The organism is Pseudomonas sp. FW305-25 (assembly GCF_017351415.1).
Lineage (GTDB): Bacteria > Pseudomonadota > Gammaproteobacteria > Pseudomonadales > Pseudomonadaceae > Aquipseudomonas > Aquipseudomonas chlororaphis.
This window is the reverse complement of record NZ_JACNDE010000004.1, coordinates 23,962-47,582: the sequence shown is the minus strand read 5'-3', so window position 1 is coordinate 47,582 and position 23,621 is coordinate 23,962. Positions and strand designations below refer to the sequence as shown.

The 23,621-nt window shown below is 63.5% G+C and carries 24 protein-coding genes; all 24 read left to right on the top strand.

Going from position 1 to position 23,621, the window contains the following annotated elements; translation table 11 throughout:
* Window positions 1–49: 49 nt before the first annotated feature.
* The gene (locus tag J4E58_RS05600; protein WP_087088884.1) at window positions 50–1,261 is read left to right on the top strand and encodes a PAS domain-containing sensor histidine kinase; all 1,212 of its coding nucleotides are present in this window, start codon (window positions 50–52) and stop codon (window positions 1,259–1,261) included.
* Between the two features lie 5 nt (window positions 1,262–1,266).
* Window positions 1,267–2,676, top strand: coding sequence for a sigma-54-dependent response regulator transcription factor FleR (gene fleR / locus J4E58_RS05595; protein WP_087088882.1), 1,410 nt, complete (start codon window positions 1,267–1,269; stop codon window positions 2,674–2,676).
* A gap of 128 nt (window positions 2,677–2,804) precedes the next feature.
* A complete protein-coding gene (fliE, locus tag J4E58_RS05590) occupies window positions 2,805–3,131 on the top strand; it encodes a flagellar hook-basal body complex protein FliE (protein WP_007922633.1) in 327 nt (108 codons plus the stop codon).
* Window positions 3,132–3,146: 15 nt separating this feature from the next.
* A complete protein-coding gene (gene fliF / locus J4E58_RS05585; protein WP_087088881.1) occupies window positions 3,147–4,934 on the top strand; it encodes a flagellar basal-body MS-ring/collar protein FliF in 1,788 nt (595 codons plus the stop codon).
* Window positions 4,927–5,946 carry a flagellar motor switch protein FliG gene (gene fliG, locus J4E58_RS05580; protein ID WP_007922630.1) on the top strand — a complete coding sequence of 340 codons (1,020 nt, stop codon included), beginning with the start codon at window positions 4,927–4,929 and terminating at the stop codon, window positions 5,944–5,946. The genes fliF and fliG overlap by 8 nt, the downstream gene beginning before the upstream one ends.
* Window positions 5,947–5,955: 9 nt before the next feature.
* The gene (fliH, locus tag J4E58_RS05575) at window positions 5,956–6,777 is read left to right on the top strand and encodes a flagellar assembly protein FliH (RefSeq protein ID WP_087088879.1); all 822 of its coding nucleotides are present in this window, start codon (window positions 5,956–5,958) and stop codon (window positions 6,775–6,777) included.
* The gene (fliI, locus tag J4E58_RS05570) at window positions 6,767–8,125 is read left to right on the top strand and encodes a flagellar protein export ATPase FliI (protein WP_053260123.1); all 1,359 of its coding nucleotides are present in this window, start codon (window positions 6,767–6,769) and stop codon (window positions 8,123–8,125) included. Before fliH ends, fliI begins: the two co-directional genes overlap by 11 nt.
* Before the next feature lie 6 nt (window positions 8,126–8,131).
* The gene (gene fliJ, locus J4E58_RS05565; protein WP_053260124.1) at window positions 8,132–8,581 is read left to right on the top strand and encodes a flagellar export protein FliJ; all 450 of its coding nucleotides are present in this window, start codon (window positions 8,132–8,134) and stop codon (window positions 8,579–8,581) included.
* Window positions 8,582–8,699: 118 nt separating this feature from the next.
* A complete protein-coding gene (locus tag J4E58_RS05560) occupies window positions 8,700–9,005 on the top strand; it encodes an STAS domain-containing protein (protein ID WP_007922622.1) in 306 nt (101 codons plus the stop codon).
* Between the two features lie 5 nt (window positions 9,006–9,010).
* Window positions 9,011–10,717 (top strand): fused response regulator/phosphatase, encoded by a 1,707-nt coding sequence (locus J4E58_RS05555; RefSeq protein WP_087088877.1) that lies wholly within the window; start codon window positions 9,011–9,013, stop codon window positions 10,715–10,717.
* Window positions 10,718–10,747: 30 nt separating this feature from the next.
* The gene (locus tag J4E58_RS05550) at window positions 10,748–11,092 is read left to right on the top strand and encodes an Hpt domain-containing protein (protein ID WP_007922619.1); all 345 of its coding nucleotides are present in this window, start codon (window positions 10,748–10,750) and stop codon (window positions 11,090–11,092) included.
* Between the two features lie 110 nt (window positions 11,093–11,202).
* Window positions 11,203–12,567: a flagellar hook-length control protein FliK gene (locus J4E58_RS05545; RefSeq protein ID WP_087088875.1), complete on the top strand. Its 1,365-nt coding sequence runs from the start codon at window positions 11,203–11,205 to the stop codon at window positions 12,565–12,567.
* 178 nt (window positions 12,568–12,745) lie between these two features.
* Window positions 12,746–13,249, top strand: a complete 504-nt coding sequence (gene fliL, locus J4E58_RS05540) for a flagellar basal body-associated protein FliL (RefSeq protein ID WP_053277964.1) — start codon at window positions 12,746–12,748, stop codon at window positions 13,247–13,249.
* Window positions 13,250–13,258: 9 nt separating this feature from the next.
* Window positions 13,259–14,227, top strand: a complete 969-nt coding sequence (fliM, locus tag J4E58_RS05535; RefSeq protein ID WP_009042741.1) for a flagellar motor switch protein FliM — start codon at window positions 13,259–13,261, stop codon at window positions 14,225–14,227.
* 54 nt (window positions 14,228–14,281) lie between these two features.
* A complete protein-coding gene (gene fliN, locus J4E58_RS05530) occupies window positions 14,282–14,749 on the top strand; it encodes a flagellar motor switch protein FliN (protein ID WP_087089317.1) in 468 nt (155 codons plus the stop codon).
* Window positions 14,750–15,187, top strand: a complete 438-nt coding sequence (gene fliO / locus J4E58_RS05525; RefSeq protein WP_087088873.1) for a flagellar biosynthetic protein FliO — start codon at window positions 14,750–14,752, stop codon at window positions 15,185–15,187.
* Window positions 15,187–15,936 (top strand): flagellar type III secretion system pore protein FliP, encoded by a 750-nt coding sequence (gene fliP / locus J4E58_RS05520; protein WP_007922525.1) that lies wholly within the window; start codon window positions 15,187–15,189, stop codon window positions 15,934–15,936. Before fliO ends, fliP begins: the two co-directional genes overlap by 1 nt.
* A 24-nt stretch (window positions 15,937–15,960) precedes the next feature.
* Window positions 15,961–16,230, top strand: a complete 270-nt coding sequence (gene fliQ / locus J4E58_RS05515; protein ID WP_003184009.1) for a flagellar biosynthesis protein FliQ — start codon at window positions 15,961–15,963, stop codon at window positions 16,228–16,230.
* Between the two features lie 3 nt (window positions 16,231–16,233).
* Window positions 16,234–17,016 carry a flagellar biosynthetic protein FliR gene (gene fliR / locus J4E58_RS05510; protein ID WP_087088871.1) on the top strand — a complete coding sequence of 261 codons (783 nt, stop codon included), beginning with the start codon at window positions 16,234–16,236 and terminating at the stop codon, window positions 17,014–17,016.
* A 3-nt stretch (window positions 17,017–17,019) separates the two neighbouring features.
* On the top strand, window positions 17,020–18,156 hold the full coding sequence (gene flhB, locus J4E58_RS05505) for a flagellar biosynthesis protein FlhB (RefSeq protein WP_087088869.1): 1,137 nt from the start codon (window positions 17,020–17,022) through the stop codon (window positions 18,154–18,156).
* Window positions 18,157–18,323: 167 nt separating this feature from the next.
* Window positions 18,324–20,453 carry a flagellar biosynthesis protein FlhA gene (gene flhA, locus J4E58_RS05500; RefSeq protein ID WP_037033952.1) on the top strand — a complete coding sequence of 710 codons (2,130 nt, stop codon included), beginning with the start codon at window positions 18,324–18,326 and terminating at the stop codon, window positions 20,451–20,453.
* Window positions 20,454–20,464: 11 nt separating this feature from the next.
* Window positions 20,465–21,781 carry a flagellar biosynthesis protein FlhF gene (flhF, locus tag J4E58_RS05495; RefSeq protein WP_087088867.1) on the top strand — a complete coding sequence of 439 codons (1,317 nt, stop codon included), beginning with the start codon at window positions 20,465–20,467 and terminating at the stop codon, window positions 21,779–21,781.
* Window positions 21,782–21,899: 118 nt separating this feature from the next.
* Window positions 21,900–22,730: a flagellar synthesis regulator FleN gene (gene fleN, locus J4E58_RS05490; RefSeq protein ID WP_007922506.1), complete on the top strand. Its 831-nt coding sequence runs from the start codon at window positions 21,900–21,902 to the stop codon at window positions 22,728–22,730.
* A complete protein-coding gene (fliA, locus tag J4E58_RS05485) occupies window positions 22,727–23,467 on the top strand; it encodes an RNA polymerase sigma factor FliA (protein WP_007922505.1) in 741 nt (246 codons plus the stop codon). Before fleN ends, fliA begins: the two co-directional genes overlap by 4 nt.
* Window positions 23,468–23,621: the final 154 nt, after the last annotated feature.

Genomic DNA, 23,621 nt, shown 5'->3' with positions numbered 1-23,621 from the left:
CTCTCTCAACGTTCCGTTTAACTGACGGTCAGCCACGCGAGAGAGCACGATGCCCCAAGCCGCCCAGATGTCTCCTGTTCCTGAAAGCCAGGGGCAAACGTCGTCCGTAGAGCAGGCAAGCCGGCTTGGCCTTGAGCAGGCGTTCGCCTTGTTCAGCCAGATGTCGAGCCAGCTTACCGACTCCTACAGCATGCTTGAGGCTCGGGTGACCGAGCTCAAGGGTGAACTGGCCGTGGTCAGCGCCCAGCGCATGCAGGAGCTGGCGGAAAAAGAGCGTCTGGCCAACCGTCTGCAAAATCTCCTCGATCTGCTGCCTGGCGGCGTCATTGTCATCGACGCCCAGGGCATTGTCCGCGAAGCCAATCCTGCCGCTTGCGACCTGCTGGGCCTGCCTCTCGAGGGCGAGCTCTGGCGGCATGTCATCGCCCGTTGTTTCGCGCCACGGGAAGACGACGGCCATGAGATCTCGTTGAAGGATGGGCGGCGGCTGTCGATCGCCACCCGTTCGCTGGATGCCGAGCCGGGCCAATTGGTGCTGCTCAACGACCTGACTGAAACCCGTCACCTGCAAGATCAACTGGCCCGCCATGAGCGCCTGTCGTCCCTGGGACGCATGGTGGCGTCCCTGGCGCATCAGATTCGTACGCCGCTGTCCGCCGCACTGCTGTATGCCAGTCACCTAACCGAGCAGGCACTGCCTGTCGCCACCCAGCAGCGCTTTGCCGGGCGGCTGAAGGAGCGGTTGCATGAGCTGGAGCATCAGGTCCGCGACATGCTGGTGTTTGCCCGGGGCGAGTTGCCGCTGACCGATCGCGTGACGCCCAAGGCGTTGTTGCAGTCGCTGCAGGCGGCGGCCCTGACCCATGTGCAGGACGTGCCCGTGCGCTGGCAGTGCGACAGCCATGCGGGCGAGTTGCTGTGCAGCCGCGACACGCTGGTGGGGGCGGTGCTCAACCTGATCGAGAACGCGATCCAGGCCAGTGCCGGCCAGGTGCGCCTGAAAGTCCATCTTTATACCCGTGGCAACAGCTTGCGGTTGTGCGTCAGCGATAGCGGTAGCGGTATCGACGCTGCGGTACTGGCGCGTTTGGGGGAGCCGTTTTTCACCACCAAGACCACGGGAACCGGCCTGGGGCTGACAGTCGTCAAGGCGGTGGCGCGTGCCCACCAGGGAGAATTGCTGCTGCGCTCGCGTCCTGGGCGCGGTACATGTGCGCTGGTGGTTCTGCCACTGTTCTGCGGCGCTCAAGGAGTGGAGTGAAGGTAATGGCAATCAAGGTTCTACTGGTTGAAGACGATCGCGCCCTGCGCGAAGCCCTGGCGGATACGCTGCTGTTGGCCGGTCATGACTACAAGGCGGTCGGCAGTGCGGAGGAAGCGCTGGAGGCGGCGTCTGGCGAGTCATTCAGCCTGGTGGTCAGCGACGTCAACATGCCGGGCATGGACGGTCATCAGTTGCTGGGCGTGCTGCGTGCGCGCCAGCCGCAATTGCCGGTATTGCTGATGACCGCCCATGGCGCGGTCGAGCGTGCGGTCGAGGCCATGCGTCAAGGCGCCGCCGACTACCTGGTCAAGCCCTTCGAGCCCAAGGCCCTGCTGGATCTGGTGGCGCGACATGCCCTGGGTTGCCTTGGGGCTGCCGAGGGCGAAGGACCGGTGGCATTCGAGCCGGCCAGCGCTCAATTGCTCGAACTGGCGGCGCGGGTCGCTCGCAGCGATTCCACCGTGTTGATCTCGGGCGAGTCCGGCACCGGCAAAGAGGTGTTGGCGCGCTACATTCACCAGCAGTCCCATCGCTCCAGCCAGCCCTTTATCGCCATCAACTGCGCAGCGATTCCGGACAACATGCTCGAAGCCACGCTGTTCGGTCACGAGAAGGGCGCCTTTACCGGCGCCATCGCCGCCCAGCCCGGCAAGTTCGAACAGGCCGATGGCGGCACTCTGCTGCTGGACGAGATTTCCGAAATGCCCCTGGCCCTGCAGGCCAAGCTATTGCGGGTGCTGCAGGAGCGCGAAGTCGAGCGGGTTGGGGCGCGCAAGCCCATCACCCTGGATATCCGGGTGGTGGCGACCACCAACCGCGACCTGGCCGGCGAAGTGGCGGCGGGGCGGTTCCGGGAAGACCTTTACTATCGGCTGTCGGTATTCCCGCTGGCCTGGCGTCCGCTGCGCGAGCGTACCGCCGATATCCTGCCGCTGGCCGAGCGTCTGCTGGCCAAGCACGTCAATAAAATGAAACACGCTGCCGCGCGGCTGTCGGCCGAAGCGCAGGCGTGCCTGCTCGGTTATCCATGGCCGGGCAACGTGCGTGAACTGGACAACGCCATCCAGCGCGCGCTGATCCTGCAGCAGGGCGGCCTGATCCAGCCGGAAGATTTCTGCCTGGGCGGACCGCTGGCCTGTGCGCCGCTGCCTGCCATGGCGCCCGCCACGGTGGCGACGGTGCGCAGTGCGCCGGTGGAGGCCGAGGTGCCGCCAGCCGAGTCGGCGGGGGCCTTGGGCGACGATCTGCGGCGTCGGGAGTTCCAGATGATCATCGACACCTTGCGCACCGAGCGCGGCCGACGCAAGGAGGCGGCCGAGCGCCTGGGTATCAGCCCGCGAACCTTGCGCTACAAGCTGGCGCAAATGCGCGATGCCGGAATGGATGTCGAGGCGTATCTGTTTGCAACATGAGTCGTTTAAGGCTGAAGCCATGCAGGCTTTTGTTCGGTGTCGCCGCGGAGCTGGCACCCTTGTTGCTAACACCTCACTAACCGCTGCGTGAGTGTCAAAAAATTGCGGGTCGTCGGAGAGAGTAGACCATGAGCCAAGGTATTGAATTTAATCGGTTGATGTTGGACATGCGGGCCATGCAAATGGACGCCATGGCCCAGCCAAAATCGGCCGCGGTGCCGCAGGTGAGCGGCAGCAGTTTTTCCGACATGCTTGGGCAGGCGGTGAACAAGGTCAACGACACTCAGCAGGCCTCCAGCCAGCTGGCCAGTGCCTTCGAGATCGGCAAGAGCGGTGTCGACCTGACCGACGTGATGATTTCCTCGCAGAAGGCCAGTGTGTCCTTCCAGGCGTTGACCCAGGTGCGCAACAAGCTGGTTCAGGCGTACCAAGACATCATGCAGATGCCGGTTTAAGGACGAGATTGAGTCATGGCAGAAGCAGTCGCCGATAACGTACCGGCCAAGGCCACTCCGACAGAAGGCAAGCCGCCGCTGTTCGGGTTGTCCTTTCTGGAAAACCTCTCCGAGATGACCATGTTGCGTCAGGTTGGCCTCATGGTCGGTCTGGCTGCCAGCGTGGCGATTGGTTTTGCCGTGGTGTTGTGGTCCCAGCAACCCGATTACCGTCCGTTGTACGGCAGCCTTGCCGGCATGGACGCCAAGCAGGTCATGGACACCCTGGCCTCCGCCGACATTCCCTACACCGTCGAACCCAACTCCGGTGCCTTGCTGGTCAAGGCCGACGACCTGTCGCGCGCGCGCCTCAAGCTGGCCGCTGCCGGCGTGGCTCCGGGCGACGGCAATATCGGTTTCGAGATTCTCGATAAAGAGCAGGGCCTGGGCACCAGCCAGTTCATGGAGGCGACCCGTTACCGTCGCGGCCTGGAAGGCGAGCTGGCGCGGACCATCTCCAGCCTGAACAACGTCAAGGGCGCACGCGTGCACCTGGCGATTCCGAAAAGCTCGGTGTTCGTGCGCGACGAGCGCAAGCCCAGCGCTTCGGTACTGGTCGAGCTGTATTCCGGCCGTTCGCTGGAGCCGGGCCAGGTGGTGGCCATCGTCAATCTGGTGGCGACCAGCGTTCCCGAGCTGAGCAAGTCGCAGATTACCGTGGTCGACCAGAAGGGCAACCTGCTCTCCGACCAGGCGGAAAACTCCGAACTGACCATGGCCGGCAAGCAATTCGACTACAGCCGCCGCATGGAAAGCATGCTGACCCAGCGTGTGCACAACATCCTGCAGCCGATCCTCGGCAACGACCGCTACAAGGCTGAAGTGTCCGCCGATGTGGACTTCAGTGCCGTCGAGTCGACCTCCGAACAGTTCAACCCGGACCAGCCGGCCTTGCGCAGCGAGCAGTCGGTCAACGAACAACGCTCCAGCAGCCTGGGCCCGCAAGGTGTTCCTGGTGCCCTGAGCAACCAGCCGCCATCGCCGGCCAGCGCACCGCAGACCACCGGTGGCGCCACCGCTGCCGCCGGCATGGTGCAGCCAGGCCAGCCGCTGCTGGACGCCAACGGCCAGCAGATCATGGACCCGGCCACCGGCCAGCCGATGCTGGCGCCGTACCCGAACGACAAGCGTCAACAATCCACCAAGAACTTCGAGCTGGATCGTTCCATCAGCCACACCAAGCAACAGCAGGGTCGTCTGAACCGGCTGTCGGTGGCGGTGGTGGTGGACGATCAGGTCAAGGTCAATCCGGCCAACGGCGAAACCAGCCGTGCGCCGTGGAGCGCCGACGAATTGGCGCGCTTTACCCGCCTGGTGCAGGACGCCGTGGGCTTCGACGTCAGCCGTGGCGACAGCGTCAGCGTGATCAACGTGCCGTTCTCGGCCGATCGCGGCGAGGTGATCGCCGACATTCCGTTCTACTCGCAGCCCTGGTTCTGGGACATCGTGAAGCAGGTCCTGGGCGTGCTGTTTATCCTGGTCCTGGTGTTCGGCGTGTTGCGTCCGGTGCTCAACAACATCACCGGTGGCGGCAAGGGCAAGCAACTGGCGGGTCTGGGCAGCGATGTCGAACTCGGCGGCATGGGCGGCCTGGATGGCGAGCTGGCCAACGATCGCGTCAGCCTCGGCGGCCCGCAAAGCATCCTGCTGCCTAGCCCGAGCGAAGGCTATGACGCACAGTTGAACGCAATCAAGAGTCTGGTGGCAGAAGACCCGGGTCGAGTGGCCCAGGTCGTGAAAGAGTGGATTAACGCAGATGAGTGATAACCGAGCCGCTACCGCCAAACTGACCCGGGTCGACAAGGCTGCGATTCTGCTGCTGTCCCTGGGTTCCACCGACGCCGCGCAGGTGCTGCGCCACATGGGCCCCAAAGAGGTCCAGCGAGTGGGCGTGGCCATGGCGCAGATGGGCAACGTGCATCGCGAGCAGGTCGAGCAGGTGATGAGCGAGTTCGTCGACATCGTCGGCGACCAGACCAGCCTGGGCGTGGGCTCCGACGACTATGTGCGCAAGATGCTCACCCAGGCCCTGGGCGAGGACAAGGCCAACGGCCTGATCGACCGCATCCTGCTGGGCGGCAACACCAGCGGCCTGGACAGCCTGAAGTGGATGGAACCGCGCGCCGTGGCGGACGTGATCCGTTACGAGCACCCGCAGATCCAGGCGATCGTGGTGGCGTACCTCGATCCGGACCAGGCGGGCGAAGTGCTTGGCAACTTCGACCACAAGGCGCGCCTGGACATCATCCTGCGGGTTTCCTCGCTCAATACCGTGCAGCCGGCCGCCCTGAAAGAACTCAACCAGATTCTCGAGAAGCAGTTCGCTGGTAACTCCAATGCCTCGCGTACCACCCTGGGTGGTATCAAGCGCGCTGCCGACATCATGAACTTCCTCGACAGCTCGATCGAAGGCCAGTTGATGGACTCGATCCGCGAAGTCGACGAAGACCTGTCCGGCCAGATCGAAGACCTCATGTTCGTGTTCAACAACCTTGCCGATGTCGACGACCGCGGCATCCAGGCATTGCTGCGCGAAGTGTCTTCCGACGTGCTGGTCCTGGCCCTCAAGGGGTCGGACGAAGGCGTCAAGGAAAAGATCTTCAAGAACATGTCCAAGCGGGCTGCCGAACTGCTGCGCGACGACCTCGAGGCCAAGGGCCCGGTGCGCGTCAGCGATGTGGAAACCGCGCAGAAGGAAATCCTCACCATTGCCCGCCGTATGGCCGAAGCCGGAGAAATCGTTCTCGGCGGGAAGGGCGGCGAAGAAATGATCTAAGGTCGCGTTATGTCGTCCAGCAGTGATGAATCCCACAGCGACCTGATTCGCGCTCGGGACGTCGGTGGTTTCGACGTCTGGGCGCTGCCCAGTTTCGACCCCCATGTCCCCGAGCCCGAGCCGGAACCGGTGGAAGAGCCGCCGGCGCAGATCGAGGAAGTGCCGCTGGAAGAAGTCCAGCCACTGACCCTCGAAGAGCTCGAGAGCATTCGCCAGGAAGCCTATAACGAAGGCTTCGCCACGGGCGAAAAGGAAGGTTTCCACAGCACCACGCTGAAGGTCCGCCAGGAAGCCGAAGTGGCCCTGAGCGCCAAGCTGGAGGCGCTGGAAACGCTGATGGGCAATCTGTTCGACCCCATCGCCGAGCAGGACACACAGATTGAAAAGGCCCTGGTCAACCTGGTGCAGCACATGACGCGCCAGGTGATCCAGCGCGAGCTGGCCATCGACTCCAGCCAGATCGAGCATGTCATGCGCGAAGCCCTCAAGTTGCTGCCGCTGGGTGTGGGCAATGTGCGCCTGTACATCAATCCGCAGGATTTCGCCCAGGTCAAAAGCCTGCGCGAGCGCCACGAGGAAAGCTGGCGCATCGTCGAGGACGAAGCCATGTTGCCGGGCGGCTGCCGGGTCGAGACCGAGCACAGCCGGATCGACGCGACCATGGAAACCCGGATCGCCAAGATCATGGACAAGCTGTCCGACCAGCTTCATGAGCAGGCTTTGCATCCCGCCGAATCGGACCTGAGCGTCGAACTGGGGGCCGCCACCGGCAAGCCCGCCGCGGATGTCGACCCTGTCGACCCCGCGCAGGACCCCGCCGATGCGCCTTGACCGCACTAGCTTCGGCAAGCGCCTGAGCAGCTACGCCGAAGCCACCGAACTGCCGAACCAGCCGATTCTCGAAGGCCGCCTGCTGCGCATGGTCGGCCTGACCCTGGAGGCCGAAGGCCTGCGGGCGGCCATGGGCACGCGCTGCATGGTGATCAACGACGACAGCTATCACCCGGTGCAGGTCGAGGCCGAGGTGATGGGCTTCTCCGGCAGCAAGGTATTCCTGATGCCGGTCGGCAGCGTCGCCGGCATCGCGCCCGGCGCCCGGGTCGTGCCGCTGGCCGATACTGGTCGCCTGCCGATGGGCATGAGCATGCTCGGGCGGGTCCTCGACGGTGCTGGCCGTGCGTTGGACGGCAAGGGCGGGATGAAGGCCGAGGACTGGGTGCCGATGGACGGTCCGACCATCAACCCGCTCAAGCGCGACCCCATCAGTCGACCGCTGGACGTGGGCATTCGCTGCATCAACGGATTATTGACGGTGGGCCGCGGCCAGCGTCTCGGCCTGTTCGCCGGTACCGGTGTGGGCAAGAGTGTGCTGCTGGGCATGATGACCCGCTTTACCGAGGCCGACATCATCGTGGTCGGGCTGATCGGTGAGCGGGGGCGCGAGGTCAAGGAGTTCATCGAGCACATCCTCGGTGAGGAGGGGCTCAAGCGCTCCGTGGTGGTGGCGTCGCCGGCGGACGATGCGCCGCTGATGCGCCTGCGCGCGGCCATGTACTGCACGCGTATCGCCGAATATTTTCGCGACAAGGGCAAGAACGTCCTGTTGCTGATGGATTCCCTGACCCGTTTCGCCCAGGCCCAGCGGGAAATCGCCCTGGCCATCGGCGAGCCGCCCGCGACCAAGGGCTATCCGCCGTCGGTCTTCGCCAAGCTGCCGAAGCTGGTGGAGCGCGCGGGCAACGCCGAGGCCGGTGGCGGCTCGATCACCGCGTTCTATACCGTGTTGTCCGAAGGCGACGACCAGCAGGACCCGATCGCCGACTCGGCGCGAGGTGTGCTCGACGGGCATATCGTGCTGTCGCGGCGCCTGGCGGAAGAGGGGCATTACCCGGCGATCGATATCGAGGCGTCCATCAGCCGGGTCATGCCGGCGGTGGTGACCCCGGATCACATGACCCGCGCCCAGTATTTCAAGCAGCTGTGGTCGCGTTACCAACAGGCGCGCGACCTGATCAGCGTCGGCGCTTACGTACCGGGCGGCGATCGCGAAACCGACGCCGCCATCTCGCTGCAGCCGTCGATGGTCACCTACCTGCGCCAGGGGCTCAACGACAGCATCAGCCTGGGTGAAAGCGAAGCCCATCTGGAGATGGTTTTCGCTCCGGCGCCGGGCGGTTAATCCGTCATGGCCAACAGCCGTGCCGCGCGTCTGGCGCCGGTGGTCGACATGGCCGAAAGCGCCGAGCGCACCGCCGCCCAGCGCCTGGGGCATTTCCAGGGCCAGGTGCGCCTGGCGGAAAGCAAGCTGGGGGACCTGGAACGCTTTCGTGCCGAATACCAGCAACAGTGGATCGAGCGGGGCAGTGCTGGGGTTTCCGGCCAGTGGCTGATGAACTACCAGCACTTCCTCAATCAGCTGGAAACCGCCGTGGGCCAGCAGCGGCAAAGCCTGGCCTGGCACCAGAACAACCTCAACCGCGCCCGGGAAGCCTGGCAGCAGGCCTATGCCCGGGTCGAGGGTTTGCGCAAGCTGGTGCAACGCTACATCGATGAAGCCCGCCAACTGGAAGACAAGCGCGAGCAGAAGCTGCTCGACGAGCTGTCCCAGCGCCTGCCGCGCCAGGATCCGTACTGAGCGCCACCCCATTCGTCGCCGCCAGGCGCTCGTCAGCGACGCTTCGGCGGTTCGGGTTGCCCAGGCTTGTACGGGGTGCTAAACCTTGTACAGATTGCCAATCACAAGGAAGCGAATCATGTCAGTCGTTACTGAAGTTTCACCGGACGGGCACAAGCTGACGATTTCGATCAAGGGGCGTTTCGATTTCGGCCGTCATCAAGAGTTTCGCGAGTCCTACGAGCGCCTCAACAAAAGGCCCGACTCCATAGTGGTGGACCTGAAAGACGCCACCTACCTCGACAGTTCCGCCCTGGGCATGCTCCTGTTGCTGCGCGATCACGCCGGCGGCGACGATTCCGACGTGCGAGTGATCAACAGCAACTCGGACGTGCGCAAGATTCTCGCCATTTCCAATTTCGACAAGCTGTTCGACATCAGTTGATCGACATGCAGTCGAGTGAGGCACCTCTGTGCGTGCTGATCGCCGAGGACGGCACCAGCGACCGCATGTTGCTGTCGAGCATCGTCCGGCGCCAGGGGCACAAAGTGCTGACGGCGAGTAACGGCGCCGAGGCGGTGGAGCTGTTCATCCAGCAGCGCCCGCACCTGGTGTTGATGGACGCGATGATGCCGGTGATGGACGGTTTCGAGGCCGCCCGGCAGATCAAGCATCTGGCTGGCGAAGCGCTGGTGCCGATCATTTTCCTGACCTCGCTCACCCAGAGCGAGGCGTTGGCGCGCTGCCTGGAGGCCGGTGGCGACGATTTTCTGGCAAAACCCTACAGCCCGGTGATCCTGGCCGCCAAGATCAAGGCCATGGATCGCTTGCGGCGCCTGCAGGAAACCGTGCTGCAGCAGCGCGACCAGATCACCCAGCACCATGACTACCTGCTCAACGAGCAGCGGGTGGCCAAGGCGGTGTTCGACAAGGTGGCGCATTCCGGCTGCCTGAACGCGCCGAATATCCGCTACCTGCAGTCGCCGTACGCGCTGTTCAACGGCGATTTGCTGCTGGCTGCCTTTACCCCGACGGGCGACATGCATGTGCTGTTGGGGGATTTCACTGGCCACGGCTTGCCGGCGGCGGTGGGCGCGATGCCCCTGGCCGAGGTGTTTTACGGTATGACGGCCAAGGGTTACGGGCTGCCCGAAACCCTGCGCGAGATGAATGCCAAGCTCAAGCGCATCCTGCCGGTCGGCATGTTCTGTTGTGCGACGCTGCTGTGCCTGAGTTTCCAGCGGCGGGCGGTGGAGGTGTGGAACGGCGGCATGCCGGATGGCTACCTGCATCGCCTGGCAAGCGGGGAGCGGGTGCCGCTGGTGGCGCACCATCTGCCGCTGGGTGTGCTGGGCGCCGAGGCATTCGACGACCGCACCGAAGTCTTTCCCATGGCCCTGGGCGACCGGGTTTTTCTGTTGTCCGATGGGGTGATCGACACCTGCGACGCCAACGAGCAACTGTTCGGTGTCGAGCGCCTGCAGCGGGTGTTTGCCGCCAACCGCGAGCCGGACCTGTTGTTCGAGGAGATCCAGCGGGCCCTGAGCGAGTTTGGCGGGGATGCGCGGGACGACGTGAGCATGGTCGAGGTCAGCCTCCTCGAGGCCCGGCAACTGACGCCGCCGGCACTGGTGTACTCCGACAGCGGTCAGTCCTGCCCGTTGGACTGGTCGGTGAGTTTCGAGTACCGCGCCGCGACCCTCAAACGTTTCAACCCTTTGCCCTACCTGTTGCAGCTGCTGCTGGAAGTGCATGGCCTGCGGGCGCAGAGCGGGGCGCTCTACAGTGTGCTGGCCGAGTTGTATTCCAATGCCCTGGAGCATGGCGTATTGGGCCTGGACTCGAGTCTCAAGCGCGATGCCCAGGGGTTTTCCCGCTATTACCGGGAGCGCGCGGTACGCCTCGAAGCCTTGGAGGAGGGGTTTGTGCGGGTGCACCTGCAAGTGGAACCTCAAGGGGCTGGCGGTCGTTTGCTGATCCGGGTCGAGGACAGTGGCAGTGGTTTCGATGTCGGGCGGGTAATGGCGCGGCCCGTCGATGGCGACCGTCTTTCCGGGCGCGGCGTCAGCCTGATCCGTCAGCTCAGCCGGCGTGCCAGCTGGTCTGACGATGGTCGTAGTGCCTGCGTGGAGTTTTCTTGGGAGCCTCTGGCATAATTCGCCGATTCTTGATCAAGGAGTGAGCAAGTGTCTGAGATTCATCTGGATCACGAGGTGCTGAACGCATTGCAGGAAGTCATGGAGGATGAGTATCCGCTGTTGCTCGACACCTTCCTCTGTGATTCCGAAGAGCGTTTGCGTCAGTTGCACAAGGTCGACGACCCCCGTCAACTTGTCGCCACTGCCCATAGCTTCAAGGGCAGCAGCAGCAATATGGGGGCGATTCGCCTGGCCGAGCTCTGTCATCAGTTGGAGCAGCGTGCCCAGGGCTCGTCGTTGCGCGGTATCGAGCAGCTGGTCGGCGAGATCGATGGCGAATTCGCTATTGTCCGGCAGCTGTGCGAGCAGGAACGCCAGCGTTTTCACTGCTGAAAAACCGCTGCAACCCAGGCTTTTTCCCGCGAGCCAGCAAAGCTGGCTCGACCTTTGCACTCAAGTCTCCCAACTGTACCTACGATCCCAGTGCAGCGGAGACCGTTTTCATGCCCCTTACCCCGAACATGCTTCTTCAGGCCGCTTCCCAGGCCAAGACTCAAGCGGCTTCCGCCACCCCCCAGGCCAGCGCCGCCGAGCCCGGGGATAAAGGCGCAAGCTTTGCCCGGGTGTTCGCCAAGGAGGCACTCGGCAAGCCGGTAGCGGCTGCCGACGGCCCGATCAAGCCGGCTCGCGACAAGGGGGGCGAAAGCGCTGCCAAGGTGGATCCGGGCAAGGGCAAGACTGCCGCCCCTGAGCCTGCGGTTGCCGATAGCGGCAAAACCTTGCCTGCCGACAAGGCTGTTGCCAGTGGCGAAAAAGTCGCCGATGACCAGGCCGCGAGCAGCGATCAGCCGCTGGCCGAGAGCACGCCGGTCGACCCGACCCTCGATCCGGCGCTGATGCAGGCGACCCAGCCGGTGCCGTTGCCGGCGCCTGAGCCGGAAGTGGCGGCCGCACCGGTTCCGGCACAGCCGCAAGTGCAGCCGCAAACGCAGCCGGTTATACCGGTGGTGACCAGCATTGCGACGCCGGTGCCGGTCGATCCGGAATTCGACCCTGAAGCCGATCCGCTGGATGCGCTGCCGGTGGTGCGCCTGGCCATGGAGCAGAGCGGCCATGTCTCGGCTTCCAGCCAGGCGCAGAGTAAGGCGGCGCCGACCGTGGTGGCCGATGACGGACCGACTTCGGCCCAGACCTTCGCCAGCGGCATGGCCAACATGCTGGACCTACAGGTGGACAAGGACAGCACCGAGCAGGGCGGCGAAAAGGCCTTCAGCGGCCTGCTCGATGACGGTCTCAAGGACCTCAAGGGCGCTGCCAGCGACACCCGCGTCGACGATTTCGCCAACCGCCTGGCGGCCCTGACCCAGGCGGCCACGCCCAAGACCGCCAATGCCGTCCCGGTGAACCAGCCGCTGGCCATGCATCAGAGCGGCTGGACCGAAGAAGTGGTCAACCGGGTCATGTACCTGTCCAGCGTCAATCTGAAGTCGGCCGAGATCCAGTTGCAGCCGGCCGAGCTGGGGCGCCTGGACATTCGCGTGAACATGGTGCCGGACCAGCAGACCCAGGTGGCCTTCATGAGTGCCCATGTCGGCGTGCGCGAGGCCCTCGAAGGGCAGATGCATCGCCTGCGCGACATGTTCCACCAGCAAGGCATGGGGCAGGTGGACGTCAACGTCTCCGACCAGTCGCGCAACTGGCAGGGTGGCCAGGAGCAGGCCCAGCAGGGGCAGCATCGCAGCAACGGCACCAGCGCCAGCGGCGGGCGTCTGGATGGCGTGGATGAAGAGTTGCCGCCGAGCGTCGCCGAAGTCGCCGCCAGCACCAGCACGGTCATCGGCAGCAGCGCCGTCGACTATTACGCCTGACCCGCTTCGGGCGTCATTGAACAGAAGATCGCCAGCCGTGTGACTCCGCGGCTGGCGATCTTCTGCTTTGCGCTTCCCCTATCCCTTCAGTTCATCTCAGTTCAGACAAATCTGGCATAACACTTGCTCTTGCCTTGCCGTGCGACTGTGAAAACCCGATTAGTGACGGATTATTGGCATGGCGAAGAGCGAAGCAGCAGAGAAAACACCCGCCGGGAAAGGCAAACTCAAGCTTATCCTCTTGATTGTTCTGGCCTTGTTGCTGGCGATCGGTTTGTCCGTCGGGGCGACCTGGTACTTCATGCACAGCAGTGCCCAGAGCAAGCCTGCCGAGACGGCCGAGGCGACCAGCAGCGTCAAGCCGGCGGCCATCTATGAGCCCATGGCACCGGCCTTCGTGGCCAACTACACACAGAACGGCCGCCAGCGCTACATGCAGGTGAGCATCACCCTGCTGGCGCGCAACCAGGCCGATCTGGACGCGCTGAAAGTGCATATGCCGGTGATCCGCAACAATCTGGTCATGCTCTTCTCCGGCCAGAGCTTCGACACCCTGGCGACTCCGGTCGGTCAGGAAATGCTGCGTCAGAAGGCCACCGCCAGCGTGCAGGAAGTGGCGCAGAAAGAGGTCGGCAAAGTGGTGGTCGAGCAGTTGCTCTTTACTAACTTCGTACTGCAGTAGGAACACGACATGGCCGTGCAGGACCTGCTGTCCCAGGATGAGATCGACGCGCTGCTGCATGGCGTCGATGACGGTCTGGTACAGACCGAACACGCCGCCGAGCCCGGCAGCGTCAAAAGCTACGACCTGACCAGCCAGGATCGCATCGTCCGCGGACGCATGCCGACCCTGGAGATGATCAACGAGCGCTTTGCCCGCTACACCCGTATCAGCATGTTCAACATGCTGCGCCGTTCGGCGGACGTGGCGGTGGGCGGCGTGCAGGTGATGAAGTTCGGCGAATACGTGCACTCGCTGTACGTGCCGACCAGCCTCAACCTGGTGAAGATCAAGCCGCTGCGCGGTACCGCGCTGTTCATCCTCGACGCCAAGCTGGTGTTCAAGCTGGTGGACAACTTCTTCGGCGGCGACGGTCGTCACGCCAAGATCGAAGGTCGTGAATTCACCCCGACCGAATTGCGCGTGGTGCGCATGGTGCTGGAGCAGGCTTTCGTCGACCTGAAGGAAGCCTGGCAGGCGATCATGGAAGTCAACTTCGAGTACATCAACTCCGAAGTGAACCCGGCCATGGCCAACATCGTCGGCCCGAGCGAAGCGATCGTGGTCTCGACCTTCCACATCGAGCTCGATGGCGGTGGCGGCGACCTGCACGTGACCATGCCGTACTCGATGATCGAGCCGGTGCGGGAAATGCTCGACGCCGGCTTCCAGTCGGACCTGGACGACCAGGACGAGCGCTGGAGCAAGGCCCTGCGCGAAGACGTGCTGGACGTGGATGTGCCTTTGAGCGCCACGGTCGCCCGCCGGCAGTTGCGCCTGCGCGACATCCTGCACATGCAGCCAGGGGATGTGATCCCGGTGGAGCTGCCTGAAGACATGATCATGCGCGCCAACGGCGTACCGGCGTTCAAGGTCAAGCTCGGTTCGCACAAGGGCAACCTGGCCCTGCAAGTGATCGAGCCGATCGAGCGCCGTTGAGCGGCGTTGTTATGAATTCGCTTTGTTAATGATTTTTTGCCCGCCGAGGACAACATGGCTGACGAACACGAAATGACTTCCGCAGAAGACCAGGCCCTGGCTGATGAGTGGGTGGCTGCCCTGCAGGAAACCGGCGACGCCGGGCAAGACGATATTGATGCCTTGCTGGCGGCCGATGCGGCCAGCGCGCCGGCGTCCAATCGCCTGCCGATGGAAGAGTTCGGCAGCGTGCCGAAGAACAACGAGCCGGTGACCCTCGACGGTCCGAACCTGGACGTGATCCTGGATATCCCGGTATCGATCTCCATGGAGGTCGGCAGCACCGACATCAATATTCGCAACTTGCTGCAACTCAACCAGGGGTCGGTAATCGAACTCGATCGCCTGGCCGGCGAGCCGCTGGACGTGCTGGTCAACGGCACGCTGATCGCCCATGGCGAAGTGGTGGTGGTCAACGAGAAGTTCGGCATCCGCCTGACCGACGTGATCAGCCCGAGCGAACGCATCAAGAAGCTGCGCTAAGTGAGAAAGGCACTCGCGCTGTTCCTGGCCTGGCCGCTCTGGGCCCTGGCCGCCGAGCCGGTGGCCGGTACCGCCGCGCCAGCGGTTGGCAGCAGCGGCGTGGCCGGGCAGCTGACCCAGCTGGTGCTGGGCCTGTTGCTGGTGGTGGGGCTGATCTTCTTCCTCGCCTGGCTGTTGCGCCGGGTGCAGCAGGCCGGACCGGCCGGCAAGGGGCAGGTCATCGAGCTGATCGGTTCGCGGGCGCTTGGCCCGCGGGACCGGCTGGTGCTGGTGCAGGTTGGCAACGAACAGATTCTGCTCGGCCTGACGCCGGGCACCATCACTGCGTTGCATGTGCTCAAGGAGCCGGTGCAGGTGCCGAGCACCGAGCAGGCGACTCCGGAGTTTGCCCAGCGCCTGATGGAGCTGCTGGGCAAGGATCAGAAGGATAAGAAGTAATGCCGTTGCGCCTCCTCTTGATGTTGGCCCTGATGCTGGCGGCGCCGCTGGCGCTGGCGGCCGACCCGTTGTCGATCCCGGCGATCACCCTCGGCACCAATGCCGACGGCCAGCAGGAATACTCGGTCAGCCTGCAGATCCTGTTGATCATGACCGCGCTGAGCTTCATTCCGGCGTTCGTCATGCTGATGACCAGCTTTACCCGGATCATCATCGTGTTCTCGATCCTGCGTCAGGCCCTGGGCCTGCAGCAGACGCCGTCGAACCAGATCCTCACCGGCATGGCGCTGTTCCTGACGATGTTCATCATGGCCCCGGTGTTCGACCGGGTGAACCAGGATGCCCTGCAGCCGTACCTGGCGGAGAAGCTCAGCGCCCAGGACGCGGTGGCCAAGGCCCAGGTGCCGATCAAGGATTTCATGCTGGCCCAGACTCGCAGCAGCGACCTGGAGCTGTTCATGCGCCTGTCCAAACGCACTGATATCGCGACGCCGGACCAGGCGCCGCTGACGATCCTGGTGCCGGCCTTCGTCACCTCGGAGCTGAAGACCGCGTTCCAGATCGGTTTCATGATCTTCATTCCGTTCCTGATCATCGACCTGGTGGTCGCCAGTGTGCTGATGGCCATGGGCATGATGATGCTGTCGCCACTGATCATTTCTCTGCCGTTCAAGATCATGCTGTTCGTGCTGGTGGATGGCTGGGCCCTGATCATCGGCACCCTGGCGGGCAGTTTCGGTGGTGTTTAGAACCTTGTTGGCGGGTGACGCGTTATGACGCCTGAAGTCGCGGTAGACCTGTTTCGCGAAGCGCTGTGGCTGACCACCATGATGGTCGCCATCCTGGTGATCCCCAGCCTGCTGGTGGGCTTGCTGGTGGCGATGTTCCAGGCTGCCACCCAGATCAACGAACAGACCCTGAGCTTCCTGCCGCGCCTGCTGGTGATGCTGGTGACGCTGATCGTCGCCGGTCCCTGGCTGGTGCAGACCTTCATGGAATACATCCTGCAGTTGTACGGCAGTATTCCGCAGTTGATCGGCTGAATCATGTCTCTGCTGGCGCTTACCGATACGCAGATCAGCACCTGGGTCGCGAGCTTCATGCTGCCGCTGTTTCGTATCGGCGCCGTGTTGATGACCATGCCGGTCTTCGGCACGACCCTGGTGCCGACCCGTATCCGCCTGTATTTCACCCTGGCCATCACGGTCGTGGTGGTGCCGGGGCTGCCGCCCATGCCGGCGGTCAATGCACTGGATCTCGGCGGGCTGCTGCTGATTGCCGAGCAGATCATCATCGGTGCCTTGTTCGGTTTCTCCCTGCAGTTGTTCTTTCAGGCTTTCGTGATCGCTGGGCAGATTGTTTCGACGCAGATGGGCATGGGCTTCGCGTCCATGGTCGACCCCACCAACGGTGTTTCGGCGGCGGTGATCGGGCAGTTCCTGACCATGCTGGTGACCTTGCTGTTCCTCGGCATGAATGGGCATCTGGTGGTCTTCGAGGTGCTGACCGAGAGCTTCACCACCTTGCCGGTGGGCAGCGCGCTGCTGGTCAACCATTTCTGGGACATCGCCGGCAAGCTGGGTTGGGTGCTGGGCGCCGCGCTGTTGCTGGTATTGCCGGCGATCACCGCGTTGCTGGTGGTGAACATCGCCTTTGGCGTGATGACCCGCGCGGCGCCGCAGTTGAACATTTTCTCCATCGGCTTTCCGCTGACCCTGGTGCTGGGCCTGGTGATTTTCTGGGTCAGCCTGGGCGACATTCTCAACCAGTACCAACCGCTGGCCGTCGAGGCCTTGCAGTTGCTGCGCAACCTGGCGCAGGCGCGTTGAACCATGGCTGAGAGTGAGAGCGGTCAGGACAAGACAGAAGACCCCACGGAGAAACGCAAGAAGGACTCCCGGGAAAAGGGCGAGATTGCCCGCTCCAAGGAACTCAATACCCTGGCGATCACCATGATCGGCGCCGCCGGCCTGCTGATCTACGGCGCGGGAGTGGCCCGGGACCTGCTGGAAATCATGCGCCTGAACTTCTCCCTGCCGCGCGAGGTGCTGCTCAGCCCCGGTGCCATGGGCCTGTACCTGCTGCATTCGGGCAAGATCGCGATTATCGCCGCGATGCCGATCCTGCTGCCCCTGGTGCTGGCGGCGCTGATCGGTCCGATCTCCCTGGGCGGCTGGCTGTTTTCCACCAAGAGCCTGGCGCCCAAGTTCAGCCGCATGAACCCGCTCAGCGGCATGAAGCGCATGGTGTCCCCGACTTCGCTGATCGAGTTGCTCAAGGCCTTCGCCAAGTTCGTGGTGATCCTGATCGTGGCCTTGTCGGTGCTGTCTTCGGACATCGACGACCTGCTGCGGATCGCCCACGAGCCGCTGGAGCAGGCGATTATCCACAGTGTGCAAGTGGTGGCCTGGAGCACCTTGTGGATGGCTTGCGGGCTGATCCTGATCGCCGCAGTGGACGTGCCGGTGCAGCTGTACCAGAGCTACAAGAAGCTGCTGATGACCAAGCAGGAAGTGCGTGACGAGCACAAGGATCAGGAGGGGCGTCCGGAGGTCAAGCAGCGGATTCGCCAGGTCCAGCGCGAGATGTCGCAGCGGCGGATGATGGCGGCGATTCCCGAGGCGGATGTGGTGATCACCAACCCGACCCACTACGCCGTGGCGCTCAAGTACGACGCCGAGAAGGGCGGGGCGCCGGTGTTGCTGGCCAAGGGCAGCGATTTCCTGGCGCTGAAGATCCGCGAGATCGCCGTGGCCAACGAGGTGCTGTTGCTGGAGTCGCCGGCGCTGGCGCGTTCGATCTACTACTCCACCGAGCTGGAGCAGGAAATCCCCGCCGGGCTTTATCTGGCGGTGGCCCAGGTGCTGGCGTATGTCTATCAGATTCGCCAGCACCAGGCTGGCAAGGGCAAGCGTCCCGATCCGCTCAAGGATCTGCCGATTCCGCCGGATTTGCGTCGCGATTCTTGATCTGCGCCTTGGCGTCGATGGCGCTGGAGTCACCCTTGTTAGCCGGTGATGGCGCAACGCCATAAATCAGTTTGCCTTCCAGGCCAAAGTTGGAAGGCTTCTTGCAATACCCGCCCTGCGCCGCCTCCAGGCGTCAAAAGTTTGCTTCAAGGGAACGGGGAATACCGGTGGATCGCTCTCAGTTAATCAGTACGGCTCGCACTAACCTGGCCGACCTCAGTCGAGGGAACCTGGGGGTGCCGCTGTTGCTGCTGGTCATGCTGGCCATGATGATGCTGCCGGTGCCGCCGTTCCTGCTGGACGTGTTCTTCACCTTCAACATCGCTCTGTCGATCGTCGTGCTGCTGGTCTGCGTGTATGCCCTGCGGCCGCTGGATTTCGCGGTGTTCCCGACCATCCTGCTGGTGGCGACCCTATTGCGCCTGGCGCTGAACGTGGCCTCCACGCGGGTGGTGATGCTCCACGGCCAGGACGGTCACGCCGCCGCCGGTAAAGTGATCCAGGCCTTCGGCGAGGTGGTTATCGGCGGTAACTATGTGGTCGGTATCGTGGTGTTCGCGATCCTGATGATCATCAACTTCGTGGTGGTGACCAAGGGTGCCGGGCGGATTTCCGAGGTGAGCGCACGTTTCACCCTCGATGCGATGCCGGGCAAGCAGATGGCCATCGACGCCGACCTCAACGCCGGCCTGATCGACCAGGCCCAGGCCAAGGCCCGCCGCTCGGAAGTGGCCCAGGAGGCCGAGTTCTACGGTTCCATGGACGGTGCCAGCAAGTTCGTCCGCGGTGACGCCATCGCCGGCCTGCTGATCCTGTTCATCAACCTGATCGGCGGCATGGCGGTCGGTATCTTCCAGCACCACATGTCCTTCGGCGATGCCGGCCGGGTCTACGCCTTGCTGACCATCGGTGACGGTTTGGTGGCGCAATTGCCATCGCTGCTGCTGTCCACCGCGGCCGCGATCATGGTGACCCGTGCTTCCGGTTCCGAAGACATGGGCAAGCAGATCAACCGGCAGATGTTCGCTTCGCCCCGGGCCCTGGCTGTCGCCGCTGGCCTGATGGCGGTGATGGGCCTGGTGCCGGGCATGCCGCACTTTTCCTTCCTGAGCATGGCGGCCCTGGCGGCCGGCGCCGCATACCTGTTCTGGAAGCGCCAGAACGTGGTCAAGGTCAAGGCGCTGGAAGAGGTCAAGCGCCAGCAGGAACTGCTGCCTTCGCCGGCCCGCGCCCTGGAAACCAAGGAGCTGGGCTGGGACGACGTGACCCAGATCGACATGATCGGCCTGGAAGTCGGTTACCGCCTGATTCCCCTGGTGGACCGCAACCAGGGTGGGCAATTGCTGGCGCGGATCAAGGGCGTGCGCAAGAAGCTGTCCCAGGACCTGGGCTTCCTCATGCCCACCGTGCATATTCGCGACAACCTCGACCTGGCGCCCAGCGCCTACCGGCTGACGCTGATGGGGGTGATCCTGGCCGAGGCCGAGATTTACCCGGATCGCGAGCTGGCGATCAACCCGGGGCAGGTCTATGGCACGCTCAACGGCATCAACGCCAAAGATCCGGCCTTCGGCCTGGAGGCGGTGTGGATCGAGATCAGCCAGCGCGCCCAGGCGCAGTCGCTGGGCTACACCGTGGTCGACGCCAGCACCGTGGTCGCCACCCACCTCAACCAGATTCTGTACAAGCACTCCAGCGAGCTGATCGGTCACGAAGAAGTCCAGCAGCTCTTGCAATTGCTGGCCAAGGGTTCGCCGAAGCTGGCGGAAGAGCTGGTGCCGGGCGTGCTTTCGTTGTCCCAACTGCTCAAGGTGCTGCAGGCGCTGCTGGCCGAACAGGTGCCGGTGCGCGATATCCGCAGCATTGCCGAGGCCATCGCGAACAATGCCGCCAAGAGTCAAGATACTGCCGCTTTGGTGGCCGCGGTGCGTGTCGGATTGTCGCGCGCCATCGTGCAAAGCATTGTAGGCACTGAGTCCGAGCTGCCTGTGATCACCTTGGAACCCAGGTTGGAACAGATTTTGCTCAATAGTCTGCAGAAGGCAGGACAAGGCTCGGAAGAGGGTGTCCTGTTGGAGCCAAGCATGGCTGAGAAGCTGCAGCGTTCGTTGATCGAAGCCGCGCAGCGCCAGGAAATGCAAGGTCAACCGGTGATTCTGCTGGTAGCCGGTCCGGTCCGCGCGATGCTCTCGCGGTTCGGACGCCTGGCGGTCCCGGGCTTGCACGTGTTGGCGTACCAGGAAATCCCTGACAACAAGCAAGTGACCATCGTTGCGACAGTAGGGCCCAACGGCTGAGGTAGTGGGTTATGCAAGTTAAGCGTTTTTTCGCCGCCGATATGCGTCAGGCCATGAAGCTGGTTCGTGATGAGCTGGGCGCCGACGCTGCCATCATTGGCAATCGCCGCATCGCCGGCGGTGTCGAGCTGACGGCTGCCCTGGATTACAAGCTATCGGCGCTGGCGCCGCGGGTGCCGAACATGGAGCTCGAGGACGAACTGCGCAAGACTCAGTCGCGCATCGTCACCGCCCAGGCCGAGCTGAGCCTGCGTGGCGACGGCGATGCCAGCACCAATCGCCAGCTGTTCGCCGGCCTGCCGCTGACCGCCGCCGAGCCGCTGATCGAACCTACATTCAACGAGCCCCAGCGCCCGGTCCCGGTAGTCGCCGCACCGGCTGTCGATCAGCGGGCACTGGACTCGATGCGTTTTGAACTCAACGGCCTGCGCGAGCTGCTGGAAGTCCAGCTCGGCTCCCTGGCCTGGAGCCAGCTGCAAGGCAGCCGGCCCGAACAGGCCAACCTGTGGCGGCGCCTGCAGCGTATCGGCTTGTCCGGTCCGCTGGCCCGCGACCTGCTGGCGCTGATCACTGAAATCGACGAACCCCGCCAGGCCTGGCGCATGCTCCTGGCCCACCTGGCGCGGATGATCGTGACCCCGGAAGTCGAGCCACTGGAGGAGGGCGGTGTGATCGCCATGGTCGGCCCCGCCGGCATGGGCAAGACCACCACCCTGGCCAAGCTGGCCGCGCGTTATGTACTCAAGTACGGCGCGCAGAACATCGCGCTGGTGAGCATGGACAGCTACCGCATCGGCGCCCAGGAACAGCTCAAGACCCTGGGCCGGATCCTCAACGTCTCGGTGACCCATGTCGACCCGGGCCAGTCCCTGGCGCAAGCCCTCGATCCGCTGCTGCGCAAGCGTGTGGTGCTGATCGACACCGCCGGCCTGCAAGCCAGCGACCCGGCCCTGCGCATGCAGCTGGAAAGCCTGGCCGGACGTGGCATCCGGGCAAAAAATTATCTGGTCTTGGCAACCACCAGCCAGAAACAGGTTCTAACCGCCGCATACCACAGCTACAAGCGTTGCGGGCTGGCCGGCTGCATCCTGACTAAACTGGATGAAACCGCCAGCCTTGGTGAGGTGTTGAGCCTGGCGATCAGTCATGAACTCCCCGTTGCCTATCTGACCGATGGCCCGCGGATTCCGGACGATCTGCACTTGCCGCGCCGTCACCAGCTGGTCAGTCGTGCGGTGAGCGTGCAGATGCAGGAAGAACCCAGCGAAGAAGCCATGGCTGACATGTTCGCTGACCTCTACCACAACCCGACCAAGCGGGTTGGCTGAGGGAATCATGAAAAGATTGCAATGTACCTACATCGATGGTCTGCCAGGCATTGTTCCGTTGGTGAACGCGCAGCCAGTTATGTGGCCCCGTCTAAGTAAGACAAGGTAAAGAACGAACATGGGCAGCATGCATCCCGTACAGGTGATCGCGGTGACCGGCGGCAAAGGTGGCGTCGGCAAGACTAACGTGTCAGTGAACTTGTCCCTGGCCCTAGCGGAGCTCGGCCGGCGCGTCATGCTGCTGGACGCCGACCTGGGCCTGGCCAACGTCGACGTGCTATTGGGGCTGACCCCCAAACGGACCCTCGCCGACGTGATCGAAGGCCGCTGCGAGCTGCGCGATGTGCTGCTGCAGGGGCCGGGTGGAATCCGTATCGTGCCGGCGGCGTCCGGCACCCAGAGCATGGTTCATCTGAGCCCGGCGCAGCATGCCGGCCTGATCCAGGCTTTCAGCGACATCGGCGACAACCTCGATGTGCTGGTGATCGACACCGCCGCCGGCATCGGCGACTCGGTGGTCAGCTTCGTCCGCGCGGCCCAGGAAGTGTTGCTGGTGGTCTGCGACGAGCCGACCTCGATCACCGACGCCTACGCGCTGATCAAGCTGCTCAACCGCGACTACGGCATGAACCGCTTCCGCGTGCTCGCCAACATGGCGCAGAGCCCGCAGGAAGGGCGCAATCTGTTCGCCAAGTTGACCAAGGTCACGGATCGCTTCCTGGATGTGGCCCTACAATATGTCGGCGCCGTGCCTTACGACGAATGCGTGCGCAAGGCCGTGCAAAAGCAGCGTGCGGTCTATGAGGCGTTTCCGCGTTCGAAATGCGCGCTGGCGTTCAAGGCCATCGCGCAGAAGGTCGATACCTGGCCGTTGCCGGCCAACCCACGTGGACATCTGGAATTTTTCGTCGAGCGGCTCGTGCATCAGACAGCGGGACCGGTGCTATGAGCGCCAGCGGCTACAACCTTTACAAAAAGTCGGCACGTGACAGCCAGTACGAATTGATCGAGCGCTATGCGCCGCTGGTCAAGCGTATTGCCTATCACTTGCTGGCGCGCCTGCCGGCCAGTGTCCAGGTCGAAGACCTGATCCAGGCCGGGATGATCGGTCTGCTCGAAGTGTCGACCAAGTACGACGCGAGCAAGGGCGCGAGTTTCGAGACCTACGCGGGTATCCGTATCCGTGGTGCGATGCTCGATGAGGTCCGTAAAGGTGACTGGGCGCCGCGTTCGGTACATCGCAATACCCGGATGGTGAGCGATGCCATTCGCGCAATTGAAGCTAAAACCGGTCGTGACGCTAAAGATCATGAAGTTGCGGCCGAACTTCAATTGAGTCTCGACGATTATTACGGGATTTTGAACGACACCTTGGGCAGTCGCCTGTTCAGCTTCGACGACCTGTTGCAGGACGGCGAGCATGAAGGGCTGCATGAGGATGGCGCGAGTGCTCATCTCGAGCCGTCGCGCGACCTGGAGGACGAACGTTTCCAGGCCGCGCTGGCGGACGCGATTGCCAATTTGCCGGAGCGTGAGCGACTGGTCTTGGCGCTGTACTACGACGAAGAGCTGAACCTCAAGGAAATCGGTGAGGTCCTGGGGGTCAGCGAATCGCGGGTCAGCCAGTTACACAGCCAGTGCGCGGCCCGTTTGCGGGGGCGTTTGGGAGAGTGGCGAGCGCGCTGACAGGCAGTGTGGGGGACACTGCGGGCGAGACTGGCACGACGTGGCCGGACTTGCGGTGTGTATTCCATGCAGTCGTTGAGTGCTCTGCCTGATTGATTGAATGGCGCGTTCAGGTGCTGGACGCGTTTAAGACTGCTTGGAGGTCGAATTGGAC